The organism is Actinosynnema sp. ALI-1.44, from assembly GCF_001984155.1.
Classification (GTDB): domain Bacteria; phylum Actinomycetota; class Actinomycetes; order Mycobacteriales; family Pseudonocardiaceae; genus Kibdelosporangium.
Window position 1 is genome coordinate 32,821 of sequence record NZ_MTQO01000018.1, and the last position, 13,249, is coordinate 46,069.

Below are 13,249 nucleotides of genomic sequence, written 5' to 3' on the forward strand. Positions count from 1 at the left end.
CTGCGCTGGTCGGGGCCGGATGAGGTGTGGCGGGGATATGTCATCTCTCCGTGTCTTTGCTTTCGGTCGTGGGGGAAGCGGCCGAGGCACTCAGCGAGTCGCGTCGAACTCTCGCTGTGGTGTTCTTGTTGAGGCTCAACAGCTTGAGCACTGGTTTGCAGTAGAAGATCTTGCCGTACCTGCGGGATTCCCAGTTGCTGAGAACACCCAGCTTGCCCAGCCGTCGCGTGACGTCGGTCGCGTACTTCGCCGACACGCCATACCGCCTTTCGATCTCCAGGTGGTTGATCACGGGAAAGGCGACGACGTCGGCGACCACCTTGGCGGCTGTCCCCGACGGGGACATGCCCTTGCTCAGCTTCCCGGCAAGTGCGGCGAGTCTGTGCACCAACTCCAACTGGGCAAGCGCTTGGCCGTGGATGGCCTTGGCGAAGAAGTCGACCCAGCGGTCCAGGCGACCGGTGTCGACGACCGCCCGGATCTGACGCCGGTACTCGTCGAACTCGTCGTCGAGCCAGCAGGACAACGGCAGGATCTGATCGCGCAGCAACTCCTGGCGAACCATCTCGAGCATGCTGAAAACCCGTGCTACGTGTCCGTTCGCGGTGGGAAACGGTTGCAGTACCTCCAAGTGGTAGTGAGCGACGGCGAGGTGGGCGATCCTGGGCTGGCCGGTGTCGCCCGCCACCCAGTCCGACCACTGCTCCATCGATGACGCCAGGTGTGGCCCCATCGCGGTGACCAGGTAGGGTCCTGTCCGTCCCCCACCAAGGCATCCGTGTTCGGTCCGCAGGACATCGGCCGGGTCCCGGCCGGTCATGATCGCGCTGAGTTGCCTGATCAGCGCGGCGTCCACCCGGGCACCTTCACGGACGCGCCGCAGGCCGTGGCCGTAGGCGCGCATGTAGGGCGCGACTTTGTCCACCAGGTCGGGCCGCTTGGTGGAATCCTGCCCTGCCAGCAGATTCGCCACCAATGCCTGTCGCAGGCTGACACGGACCCCGCTGAGACCGGCGGAGCTTTGCGCGTCCCGCACCTGTGTCGACCGGATCAGACCGTCGAGGCTCGCGAGGCGCCGCGCCGCTTCGTCCAACCTGCCGAGCGCGTGTTCGGCCTGGGCAGCGAGGCGGTAGGTCGCGGGCGGCAACACGAGGTTCTGCCGCAACGGCGGCGGGATGTAGGCACCTTCATCACGAAGACCCTGGGGCAGCCCAGAACTGTCGAGGATGGGCATCCACTGCCCGAGATACGGGTCAGGTTCGACCATGGGCAGACCGTTTCACAACCGGAGTCCTGATCGCAAGAAAATGAACACGTCGATTCTCGGTGTTCACTTCTCATCCCAATGATCGACTACCGGGCGCTAGTCCGTTCGGGATTCGTTACGGGTCACCGGTCGCGACCCCAGCCGAAGATCGCGTTGCGCACCCATCGCCCGAGGTTGGACCACATTGGAAGCACGAGTGCTTGTTTTGGTGCCGGGCAACGACACCAGGGCCGGGTGTCGCCTTGCCGCACATCGACTCCGCTGTGCCGACACCGTGAGTGCGATGATGACCGCGAGAAGTTCACCCGACCGAGGTATCCTCCCCTTTTGGGTATTACCCGTAAAAGTAGCCAATCCCGAACGGAACAATGAGGTAGTCGTCCTCGCAAGGAACAGCAACGCACCACGGGTTATCGGCACTCCGATCCCTTCGCGCGTGACCTTCACTCATTCGCATGAAGTGGATCCCCCGACCAAGTCCACTGTGGAACGCCAGTCCCCGGCACTATAGAATAGTTAGTTACTGGCACTATGGTAACCTTGATCCCGTGCCGAAACCGGGGTTGGAGCCGTACGACAAAGGGGAGACCTTCCGCCCCGGCTACCACCACGCGGTCGAGATGATCGGCAAGCGGTGGAACGGGGTGATCCTGCGTGAGCTGCTGCGAGGCGCCAGCCGGTACAGCCAGCTGCGGTCGGCCATCCCCTCGCTGACCGACAAGATGCTCGCCGGACGGCTGCAGGAGCTGGAAGCGGAAGGAATGGTCACCCGCACGGTCGTGGACTCCGTGCCGGTCCGCGTCGAGTACGCGCTGACCGAGAAAGGCCGCGACCTGGAAGCTACCATCACCGTGCTCGGCGAATGGGCCGACCGCTGGTACCCGGACGGCCCGGACCGGCCCGTCAGCCCGTAGGCAATTGGTTGTAGTACTTCATCTGGACCAGCGTGGTCATCTTCAGCAGGTTCGTACCGGACGCCGCCGGCAAGCCAAACCGCTTGTCCAGCAATCGATCCAAGCCGTTGCACCCACGCGCACGGGGTACGGCGAACTGCTTGTCCGCCATGGTGAACCTGGCGACCGGCGGGTTCGTGGAGACCACATCGGGCCCGCTCGTGCGCGTCGGCCTGAGTTTGATCGGGTCCTTGTCGTCGCCGATCGTGCACGTGGACGGCAGCAGCGGGGAGATGACCCTGAGCTTCAAGTGTTGCTCGCCCATCTGGTCACCCACCGACAGGAAGTCGGCGAATCCGGCGTACTCGATACGAACGTCCAAGCGCAGCAGAGGATTGCGGTCGTCCGAGCCGGGAATGCCCAGCAGGCCACCGAGCACGCGGGTCGGTTCGGCTTGCAGCGAACCGAAGACCTGGGCGTACTTCCCGTCCGACTGCCCTTCGGCGAACACCATCCGCATGGCACCCAGCGGCTGTTCGGCCAGACCACCGAGTTCGATCGTGCCGCTGGACATCAGGACTTCACAGCGCCACTTGGCCGGGTCGGCGCCCGCGGGGATCCGGGGACAGTCGGCGAAGTCGAACACGGGAACCTCGGTCTCCGCGGATGCGTTCTGGGACAACGACGCCAGTCCCATCGCTGTCGCGCCCGCCACCGCGACGACGGCGGCGCGGCGGAACAATCTCGATCTCGTCATGCGTGCAAGGGTTCCGTGCCGGGCAGGTTCGGTGATCCGGCAAACCCCCTGACATCCACCCTGAGATGACCCTGCCCTTCCGCCCGCAACGATGGGCGTCGCCGACTGCCCATCGGGCCGGGACGACACCTGTGGTCCTGTCCGCCCAGCAGGCGTATACACGACGGGTGGGCAACAGGGAGTTCGACCGGGAATCCGCCCCAAGTTGTCGTGGCAGGAACTGCTGGGCCACGCGCACGGCGAGAAAGGCAACCGGATCACCAGCCTCGACCTCAGCGGCACGCCCACACTCAAGTACAACATCGTCGCCGCACGCGGTCGAATCCCCACGTACGCCAAGCCAGGGCAGTCGACGTTGTCGCCGTCGCCGAACAACAACAAGGGATACGACTACGACCCGGACACCTATGGTGACGCGGCGCCGTACAACACGTGGATCGCCAACGCGTTGCCCACCGGCGTCGCCAAGAGCGACCCGAACCGGCGGATCTTCCAGGAGATCCAGAAGCTGGAGGGACAGCCGCGGCGGGCGGTGCGGAGCGGGGCAAGACGATCGCCACCAGGCAGTTCGCCCAATTCCAGCCGTGACCCGACCCGGCCCGTGTGATCACCCTTACTCCAAAGATGGAGCTGTTAGTTTTTTGTAGGCAGTGCGAGATTGTGCTGGAATAGACTGGTGAGCCGTCGAAAACCTCGCGTTGACCTGCGGTTGTGCCCGCTGACAACCTCACGCCTCGCAAGTGCGTTATGCCCTTGGTACTGAGCACCGCTGGATCCGGACCGGCCGTTGGAGGACTGTTGGACACCGATGAGCGTCGAGGCGTGACGGTGGTGGGAGCGCAATAGGCGATTACAACCGATTCGGTCGGTGATCGATCGAATTACGTTGTCCACTGCCAGACGGCGGCCCTTCAGGCGCCATCGACCTCGCAGCAGAAGCAGGCAACCAGCATGACAACTCGTCGCACGCTCGTCCGAGGTGGGGACGTCGGCTCGCTGTCCCTGCGGGTTCAACTGCTCGGACCGGTCCGCGCGTGGAGCGGCGACGACGAGGTCAAACTCGGCAGCGGCGGCCGCAGCGCTGTGTTCAGCGCCCTCGCCATGCACGCGAACGAGGCCGTCTCCCGGGCCGACCTGATCGACGGGCTCTGGGGCAACAGCCCGCCCGCCAAAGCCGTCGGCATCCTGCACACCTACATCCACGACCTGCGCAGGGCGCTGGATCCGGGACGCGACAAGCGCGCCGACTCCGGTGTGCTCGCGACCGTCCAGACCAGCTACTCGTTGCGGTTGCCCGACGAGCAGTTCGACGAGCGGCGCTTCGCGATCCACCAGGAACAGGCACAACGGCACTGGGCCGCCGGTGACCTCACCGCCGCGGTCGCCGCGCTCGACACCGCACTCGCGCTGTGGCAGGGCGAGGCACTACACGGTGTGCCCGGGCCCTTCGCCGAGGTGCAGCGGGCCCGTCTCGAGGAGAGCCGGATCACCGCGGTGGAGCGCCGCAGCGCGCTGCTGCTGATCCAGGGCGGACACGACAAAGTGGCCGCGCACCTCGCCGAACTCGTCGCCACGGCACCGTTCCGGGAGACCACGCGCGGGCTGCTGATGGTGGCGCTGAACCAGGCCGGGCGACGCGCCGAGGCGATCGAGCTGTACCGGGACACCGAACAGATCCTGATCAGTGAACAGGGCATCGAGCCGAGCCCCGTACTGCAGCGGATCCAGCAGGACGTCATGACCGGGCAACCGGTCCCCGCGGAGGTCATCAGCGCGGGCGTCTGGACACCGCGTCCCGCCGACCGCGCCGCCGCGTTGCCGAAACGCTCCAGCCCCGCGCCTCCCCCGGCGCTGATCGGCCGGGACGACGAGGTCGAGTGGCTGCACGCGGCGCTGGCGGACCTGCGTTCCGGCCACGGTGACTGCGTCGGCATCGAAGGCGCACAAGGCATCGGCAAGACGGCACTGGTCGCGAGCGCGTTCGCCGAACCGGACGACACGTACACGGTCACCTGGGGCTCGCTGTCGGACACGGCCGACCAGGTCGTCTCGTACGCCGAGCGGATGTGCGCGGTGCGGCCGTTGGTGCTCGTCGTCGACGACATCCACACGGTCACCGACGAGAGCGGATTGCTGACGTGGCGGCGGCTCGCCCACCTCACCCAGCAGTTGCCGTTGCTGCTGGTCGGCGTGTTCCGGACGGTGCCGCACCCCGCCCGCCTGCGTAGCGCGGTCGGGGCGACCGGCGGCCGGGTCAGGACCATCGGACCGCTGGCGCGGGGGGACGTGGTCGAACTCGCGGAGCGGCACCTCGATGCCCGCTGTGGGCCGCACCTGCGGGACCTGCTCGACGCCGCCGCGGGCAACCCGTCGTTCGTCCACGAACTGCTGGGCACCCTGACCAGCGGTCAGACGCTGCGGACCACGGCCGGGGTCGTCGATCTCAACCCGGACCGCCAGGTGGAACCGTCCGACGTGCTGGCGTACTTCACCAGGAAACGGCTCGGCGTGCTCACGTCCGGCACCCGGAACACCCTGCGCAGCGCCGCCCTGCTCGGTACGCGGTTCGACCTCAGCGACCTGGCGGCGGTGCTGCGGATGCCCGCGACCGACCTCATCACGGCCGTCGACGAGGCCATCGTCGCGGGCATGGTGGACAACACCGGCCAGCGGCTCGCGTTCCGGGACGCCGTCCTGCCCAAGGTGCTGTTGGAGGAGCGGCCCGCCGCGGCCCGCGCCGGGTCGCACCGGGACGCGGCCGAAGCGCTCGCCACCGCCAGTGCACCGGTCGAGCGGGTCGCGGCGCAGCTGCTCGCCGCCATGTCGATCGACGCGAGCCAGGTCGACACGTGGACCGTGCGGTGGGTGCTGGACAACGTCGACGCCCTGGCTCTGCGGGACCAATCGACTGCCTTCGAGTTGCTCGACCACGCCGTCGCGGCGACGTCGGCCGACAGGCAACACCACGACGCGCTCGCGCTGTGCCGGGTGCGGCTGGCGTTCCGGCTCGGCAGGCGTCCACGGGCCGAAGCCGAGGCGGTGCTCGCCACGACGGGCGACGCCGAGCTGCGGTGGATCCTGGCGCACCTCGACTACCAGGAGGGCGCCGAGGACAAAGCCGCCGAGGACCTCCGCGCCGCCGAGCAGGACCCGGCCGTTCCGATGTACTGGCGAGCCCGGTACGAGTCGCTGCGGGCGCAGTTCGAGCCCGGCGCCGACGGCCTCGACGCGGCTGTCCAGGCCTCGAACACCGCGCTGCGGCATGCGATGGACACGTCGGATGCCAAGGCGGCGTTGCAGGCGCGCCGGGAGCTGTGGTACTTCGCGACCGTGCGACGCGACCACCAGGCCGCGCTGGCCCACGCGGAAGCGGCGCTGGACATCGTCCGGGACAACGCCGACCTCGCCCCGTGGCACCTCAACGTGCTCGACGGCCGCGCCATCTCGTTGCAGAACCTGGACCGGCTCGACGAGGCCACGCATACGCTCACCAGGATGCGCTACATCGGCAGTCGCTTGCAGCCGCCCGCCGAGCGCCTGCACGTCGTGAGCGCCGCGCACGAGTACTGGCGTGGGCGCTGGGACGAGGCGCTCGCCCAGCTCGACCTCGTCACGCAGAACGGTGACGGCCAGTTCCACTACCCGTTCGCCCAGTCGCCGCTGTTGCACCACGGTCTCGCCGCACTGATCGCCGCGCACCGCGGCGACACGGACCAGTTGCGGGCGCGGCTGCGGGTGGCGGCGACGTGGCCTGTCGTCACGAACAGGGATCGGGAGAACAGCGACTACCTCGTGGTGGCGCGCGCGGTGGACGCAGGCATACGGCTGGGCCCGATGGCAGAGCTCGACGCGCTGGCTCCTGTCCTCGACCCGGAGTACGGCAGGGCCACGCTGCGGCATCAGTGGTTGCCCCGAGTCGTCCGGCTCGCCCTGGACGTCGGCGACCAGCACCGCGTCGCCGCTGCCCTCCGGATGTGTGAGTTCGAGGCGACGCGCGAGGTGACTCCGGCGCGTGCGTACGCCGCGCTGCGCTGGTGCCAGGCGCTCGTGGACCGCGACCCTGACGTCCTGCTCGCCCTGGCCCAGCACTTCCGCACGGTCGGCAGGTCCGTCGAAATGGCAGCGGTGCTGGTGGACGCCGCCGTGGCCCTGGCCGAACGCGACCAGACCGGCCTCGCGCGGGACACGTTCGCCGAGGCGCTGTCGGCATTGGGCGAACTGGAGGCCGCGACCGACATCGACCGGGCCACGGCACGCATGCGCGAACTCGGTGTCCAGGTCGGTGCCGGTGGCGGTTTCGACGGTACGACGACCACCGGGTGGGGTTCGCTGTCGGATCTGGAACGCTTGATCGCGGAACTCGTCTCGTCCGGCCAGGCGCTTCCCGACATCGCCGCTGGGATAGCGCTCTCCCGGCGGGATGTGCAGGCGCATCTGTCCAGCGTGATGCGCAAGCTCTCGGTCGAGTCCCGTGCCGACCTCGCCGAGAGGTTCCGCGAGGTGGCAGGCAAACCGTGACCACTCGAGCGAAAGGAGCGTGGTGACCGCCACACCGCGCGATCCACTACCGGACGGCTCACCGCGGCGTGCCCCGCTGCGGGTCGAGGTCCTCGGCCCGATCCGGGCGTGGCTCGGTGACACCGAGATCCGGCTCGGTCCGACGCGGCAACGCGCCGTGTTCGCTGTGCTCGCGATGCGCCGTGACCAGGTGGTGACCAGGGAGGAACTGGTCAGGGCGGTGTGGGGCGGTGAGGCTCCCGCCACCGCGGACGGCAGCGTCCACACCTATATGTCGGGCCTGCGCCGCGTCCTGGAACCCGACCGGCCACGCGGCGCCGCCAGCACGGTCCTGCCATCGGAACCCCCCGGCTACCGGCTCGACCTACCCCAGGACGCGCTCGACGCCGCGGTGTTCGACACGCTGTCGGCACAGGCCCGCACGGCGCTCGACCGCGGCGACCCGGCGGCTGCCCTGACCACCGCCGCCCAAGCACTGAACATGTGGCACGGCGAACCGCTGGCCGGGTTGCCCGGCCCGTTCGCCGCCGACCAGCGCGTGCGGTTGGCCGACGTCCGGTTCGCCCTGCTGGAGACGCACGCCGAAGCCGGACTCGCCACCGGCAGGCACGCGGAACTCGTCGCCGAACTGACCACGCTGGTCGCGCAGCACCCGTTGCACGAAGGACTGCGCGGCCTGCTGATGATCGCGCTGTACCGCAGCGGCAGGCAGGCCGACGCCCTCGACCACTTCCGCGAGGCGCGGCAGGCGCTGGACAGCGAACTGCGCAGCCGTCCCAGCGAGCGACTCGCCGAGATCCACCAGCAGATCCTGGTCAACGACCCGGCACTGGCGTGGGCGGACGTGCCTGCCGCACCGGTCGCGAAGCGAACGCCGATGCCGCGCAGGCGGGCCAGCAAGTTCGTCAACCGGGACAAGGAGGCGGCCCGGCTGCGGGCGGCGCTGGCCCGGCTGATCGACGGGCACGGCGGTCTGGTGTGGGTCGACGGCGAGCCGGGCATCGGCAAGTCCGAGCTGCTCACGACCGGCCTCGCCGAGCTGGACACCTCGGGGGTCCAGCTCGCGTGGACGTCGGGAGACGAACTGGCGCAGCGCTTCCCGCTGCAGGTCATCCTGCATTGCCTCGGTGTCGACGCGGCGTCCGCCGACCCGCGGCGAGCCCGGGTGGCCGAGCTGGCCGGCGGAGCCGCGTCGCGTGGCGACCTGCTCGGCGGCGGTGACAACCGGCACGCCGTCGCCGACGCGACGGTGGCGCTGGTGCGTCAGCTGTGCACGGACGGGCCGCTCGCCATCGTCATCGACGACATGCAGTGGGTCGACGAGACCAGCATGCTGGTGTGGGACCGGCTGGCCAGGCAGACCGGGCATCTGCCGCTGTTGCTGGTGGCCGCGTGCCGTCCGCTGCCGCGAACACCGGCCCTGCAGGCCATGCGGGACACCGTGGCGCGGGAAGGCGGCGCGCTGCTGCGGCTGGCTCCGCTGTCCGACAGTCAGGTCAGCCAACTGCTGCAGGGACTGCTCAACGCCACCCCCGGGCCGGGTCTCGGGCAGCTGGCGGCGCACGCGGCGGGCAACCCGCTGTACGTCGAGGAGCTGGTGGACGCGCTGGTGCGCGAGCACGGCCTCCGGGTGGCGTCCGGCGTGGCCGACGCGAGCACGGCACCGACCATGTCGCTCGTCTCGGCGCTGGAGCACCGGCTCGGTTTCCTCTCGCCGGACGCGGTCGACGTGCTGCGCCGCGCCTCGCTGCTCGGCACGGAGTTCCGCGTCGACGAACTGTCCACAGTGCTCGCCAAGGCGCCGGTCGAGTTCCTCGCCGCGATCGAGGAAGCGGCGACGGCCGGTGTGCTCGTGGCAGACGGCGAACGGATGGCGTTCCGGCACCCGCTGATCCGGCAGGCACTCTACGAAGGCATGGTCCCCGCGCTGCGGGCCGCGTTGCACCGGCAGGCAGCCGAGGCGCTCGACCGCGTCGGCGCCCCGGTCGCCACCGTCGCGGGCCACCTTGTCGCCGAGTCCTCCACGATGGACAGCTGGGCGGTGGCGTGGGTGCACGAGCACGGTGAACGAGTCGCCTCCCGCGCCCCGGACGTCGGCCGTGAACTGCTGCGCCGGGCAGTCGGATCCTGTGACGTCGCCGACCCGAGGCTGGACGGGCTGACCACCAGCCTCGCCAGGGTCCGGTACCGGCTGAGCGAATCCCCCGAGGACGAAGTCCGTTCGGTCCTCGCGACCACACGGGACCCGGACCTCATCGGCGAGATGCACTGGATACTCACCACAGTGCTCTACCGGCGAGGCATGGAGGCACAGGCGGTCAGTTCGTTGCGCGCGGCCGTGGCCACCGCGGGCATGTCCGATCTCTGGCGGGCACGCTGCCTGGCCCTGTTGGCCGCGCGGGAACGGAGCCTCGGCGACGCGATCGCCACCGAAAGAACCTCGTTGTGGGCGATCAGGGAAGCGGAACGCGTCGGTGACGCGTTCGCCAAGGGCTACGCGCTGGAGAACCTGTGGCTGCTGCACTCGATCGGCCGTGACCACGTCGAAGCGTTGCGATACGTCGACGAGGCGCTGACGGTCGTGAGCGCGGCGTGCGAGACCGACTCGACGTTGGCGCACCTGTACGTGAGCTTGTTGGACAACCGCCTCTTCGCCCTGCAAAGCCTGGACCGGCTCGACGACGCGGACAAGACCCTGCGCGTTGCCGACGAGGTCATGCGGCGCCACCAGTTGCCGTCCGGCCGATGGGTGTCCGCCGCCGTGAACCACTACTGGGTCGGCCGTTGGGACAACGCCATGCGCGACCTTTCCGACGTCGCCACGACGTGGGATCTCGACATGAGGTTCCACGGGCTGCGGGAAAGCGGTCCGCTGATGCTGTTGCTGCACGGCGTCGCGAGCCTGATCGCGACCTGCCGCGGCAACGAGGCTCAGGCCAACCGGCACCTCACCGCGGCCGACGACCTGCCGATGCTCACGGCGGCGGATCGGGAGAACTGCGACTTCCTGCTGATGGCCGAAGCCCTCGCCGCGGAACGGGACGGCCGCCCGGACACCGCGCTGATCGCGTTGAAACCGATCGTCGACGAGCACTACTCGCCGATGATGCTGCGCCACCAGTGGCTTCCCGACGTCGTGCGGATCGCACTCGCCGCGGGAAACCAGACGATGGCGATGCGAGCGTTGGAGGTCTGCGCGTCGGAAGCCCGCAAGGAAACCACGCCCGCGCGCGCCGCGGCCGCGCTCAACCGCTGTCGCGGCCTGATGAACCAGGCACCGGACGAGGTCCTCATCGCGGCCCAGCACTACGAACAAGTCGGCAGACCAGTCGAGCTGGCGCAGACGCTCGAGGACGCGGCCGTACTGCTCGCCGAGGCCGGGCGTGTGGACGAATCCTTCGCCGTGCACGCGAAAGCACTCGCGCACTACGACACGCTCGGTGCCGTGTGGCTTGCGCGTCGGGCCACCGGCCGACTCAAGGCGACCGGGGTCACCCCCCGAACCCAGAGCGACGAACACCCGAAGGCCGGGTGAAGAACGAACGTTCCGGCACCTCGACCGTCGCGGCTGAGCGGTGCTCGTCGGCCAACTGCGTCTCCTGCTCGTCGATGATCCGGTCCATCAGGTCGTCGACGGCATAGACGTGCCCACTGTCCATTCGGTTCGGTTCCCTTCCTAAATGACACCGGCACGCCACGCGAAGGCGACCGCGTGTGCGCGGTTGTTGAGGCCGTGCCTGCTCATCAGGCTGTGCAGCACGTTCTTGACGGTGCGCTCGGAGTAGCCGACCCGGACAGCGACTTCCTCGGTGCTGTACCCCTCGGCGAGCAGCCGGAGCACGTCACGTTCCCGCGCGGACATCCCGGACATGGTGAGCCCGTTGGGTTCCAGCACCTCACGCCGGATCCGGTCGAGCTGGTTCAACAGGCTGCCCTGCAGCCACGGCGGCAGGTACGCGGCGCCTTGACTGACCGCGACGACGATCCGCAGTAGCTCCTCGTCGCTGGTTTGGCTACGGGGCAACACCGCGGCGGTGCCGTACTGGATCGCTGTCAGGCCGTCGATCCGAAGTCGATCGGTCACGATCACACACCGCGGCTGCGCGTCGATGCGTGACTTGGCACGAACTTCGCGCAGGAAGGCCAACGCCTTGTCGCCGACGGTCTCCTCGATGATGAGGATCACCTCCGCGACCGCCACGTCGGTGTCGGGAACCACGGTCAGCCTGTCGTCGGAGGCAAGGATGCTGGCCGCGCCGAGTGCGGTCATCGGGTCGGAGGCATGCACCGTGACGGCCACGCCCGACGGCTCCGTGGTGTTCGCGGACGGCTGCCTCTGGTTCACACCGGACAGTCTGCTCCAGTCGCCTTCACGTTCACTCCACGCTGGTTCGGGCGGCTGGAAACGAGGCAACCGCGTTGCCCACGAGGGCAAACAAGCGCCTGGGAGGGTGGTGCGGGCGAAACGGATGCCACCAGACTCACGCCCCGACTGGTCCGATGGATGAAAGGACAGCAGCGCGACATGCGTACGAGTCTGAAGAGGCTGGCCGTCACCACAGTGGTGACCGCGGGCATGATGACCGCAGTGGCGGCACCCGCCTTCGCCATCAGCGAGGTCGGTTGCGGCGGCCGGGACGACTTCCTGAGGGTGCGCTACGAAAGCGGCGGCGGCTGGGGGTCGGCCAGGTGCTTCGCCAACTCGGGCGTCCAAGGCGTGAACATCGGTGGCGCCTACCAGGTCGACTCGGGAAACAACAAGGTGACTGTCAACTACGAGGACGGCGGCCGGTACTACTCGGACACGTTGGACCCGTGGCACGGCGTCGGCTACGGCAGGAAGGTCAGGGTGTACGAGGTCCGCATCTGGTGACAACGTGCACAGGTATGTGAAGCACGACTGCGACCCGGCCCCGACTGCGACGCGTAGACGCCGCAGCGGGCCGCAGGACACAGCTTCACCGGGCACCTTTCCTTGTGGCATGCGCGAAGCCACCCTGAGCCAGCCGTAAGGAAAGGCACCCCGCACACCCGGGAACTCCCCCACGAGATTCCCGGGACCCAGCTCTTGGTGGTCTGTCCAGCCGGGAGGCATCTCCCCCTTTCGCCCCGGAAGACCGAGCAGGTGCGTCCGCCCGCCCCAGCCGGAGAACCCCGCGAGGCGAAAGAGCCAAACCAGCAGGCAGACCACCAAGAGCGAAGCGCAGACCAGTCCGATCGGTGCTCGCGCAAAGCAACCAGAACCAGCCCGCGCACCGCAGAATCCGACCACAAAGCAAGCACAAGCAACCACAGCCAGCGCGCACACAATGCAACCCGCAACGGCTTGCGCGCGAGCGCAGAGTGGTGCTTCGGGGGTGTCTCCTGCCCGTCGGCCTGGGCAAAGCCAACCACGGGCTGTCCAGAGGTCGGCCCACGACAACCAGCTCCAGCGACAGCGGTACCGATCCTCTTGATAGTCCGTGGTTCCCTGGGGCAGGTCGACGGGCAGGGGACGCCCGCGCCCTGAAACCCCGGGTCATAAAAGCATGCGCCGGGAAGAACACGGCGCGAAGAACCTCCTGCCCCGAGGTCTGCTCCCCGGCGAGGGCTTCTTTCCACCCGGGACACCGCGGCATGACCGTCACCGTGCCCGGGGCATAGATGTCCGAACCACCAGGGTCGCGGAGGGGAAAGAAGCCCTCGCCGGGAGGCAGGCCACCGAAAGGCAAAGGGTTGGGACGGGCTTCAGCGTCGGGTCGTGGTGCGGTGTCCCGGGGGTCAGGGGCGCGGTTTCTTCCTTCCGTACGGACTGCCAGAGGCAACCACACGCGT

The 13,249-nt window shown here is 68.7% G+C and carries 9 protein-coding genes; 5 read left to right on the forward strand and 4 right to left on the reverse strand.

The window, feature by feature from the left end; all coding sequences use genetic code 11:
* Window positions 1–40: 40 nt before the first annotated feature.
* Complete coding sequence (locus ALI144C_RS00670; protein ID WP_076985010.1) at window positions 41–1,267, reverse strand: Fic family protein; 1,227 nt, start codon at window positions 1,265–1,267, stop codon at window positions 41–43.
* Between the two features lie 548 nt (window positions 1,268–1,815).
* On the opposite strand from ALI144C_RS00670, the gene ALI144C_RS53930 reads away from it, so the two are divergent.
* Window positions 1,816–2,181 (forward strand): winged helix-turn-helix transcriptional regulator, encoded by a 366-nt coding sequence (locus ALI144C_RS53930; RefSeq protein WP_237773883.1) that lies wholly within the window; start codon window positions 1,816–1,818, stop codon window positions 2,179–2,181.
* Here the strand turns inward: ALI144C_RS53930 and ALI144C_RS00680 are convergent.
* A complete protein-coding gene (locus ALI144C_RS00680) occupies window positions 2,171–2,917 on the reverse strand; it encodes a hypothetical protein (RefSeq protein ID WP_076985011.1) in 747 nt (248 codons plus the stop codon). The two genes, ALI144C_RS53930 and ALI144C_RS00680, sit on opposite strands and share 11 nt — an antisense overlap.
* A gap of 205 nt (window positions 2,918–3,122) precedes the next feature.
* Between ALI144C_RS00680 and ALI144C_RS00685 the strand changes: the two genes are divergently transcribed.
* The 3 genes from ALI144C_RS00685 to ALI144C_RS00695 all read left to right on the forward strand — a co-directional run bounded on the left by ALI144C_RS00685 (window position 3,123) and on the right by ALI144C_RS00695 (window position 10,970).
* Window positions 3,123–3,524, forward strand: a complete 402-nt coding sequence (locus ALI144C_RS00685) for a hypothetical protein (protein WP_076985012.1) — start codon at window positions 3,123–3,125, stop codon at window positions 3,522–3,524.
* A 344-nt stretch (window positions 3,525–3,868) separates the two neighbouring features.
* Window positions 3,869–7,435, forward strand: a complete 3,567-nt coding sequence (locus ALI144C_RS00690) for a BTAD domain-containing putative transcriptional regulator (protein WP_076985013.1) — start codon at window positions 3,869–3,871, stop codon at window positions 7,433–7,435.
* Window positions 7,436–7,457: 22 nt separating this feature from the next.
* A complete protein-coding gene (locus ALI144C_RS00695; RefSeq protein WP_168211134.1) occupies window positions 7,458–10,970 on the forward strand; it encodes a BTAD domain-containing putative transcriptional regulator in 3,513 nt (1,170 codons plus the stop codon).
* On the opposite strand, the gene ALI144C_RS55175 is transcribed toward ALI144C_RS00695, so the two are convergent.
* On the reverse strand, window positions 10,927–11,094 hold the full coding sequence (locus tag ALI144C_RS55175) for a hypothetical protein (protein WP_168211135.1): 168 nt from the start codon (window positions 11,092–11,094) through the stop codon (window positions 10,927–10,929). The genes ALI144C_RS00695 and ALI144C_RS55175 overlap by 44 nt on opposite strands.
* Before the next feature lie 17 nt (window positions 11,095–11,111).
* On the reverse strand, window positions 11,112–11,780 hold the full coding sequence (locus ALI144C_RS00700) for a helix-turn-helix transcriptional regulator (protein WP_237773884.1): 669 nt from the start codon (window positions 11,778–11,780) through the stop codon (window positions 11,112–11,114).
* A 180-nt stretch (window positions 11,781–11,960) separates the two neighbouring features.
* Between ALI144C_RS00700 and ALI144C_RS00705 the strand changes: the two genes are divergently transcribed.
* Window positions 11,961–12,308 carry a beta/gamma crystallin domain-containing protein gene (locus ALI144C_RS00705; protein ID WP_076985014.1) on the forward strand — a complete coding sequence of 116 codons (348 nt, stop codon included), beginning with the start codon at window positions 11,961–11,963 and terminating at the stop codon, window positions 12,306–12,308.
* The last annotated feature ends 941 nt before the right edge of the window (window positions 12,309–13,249 follow it).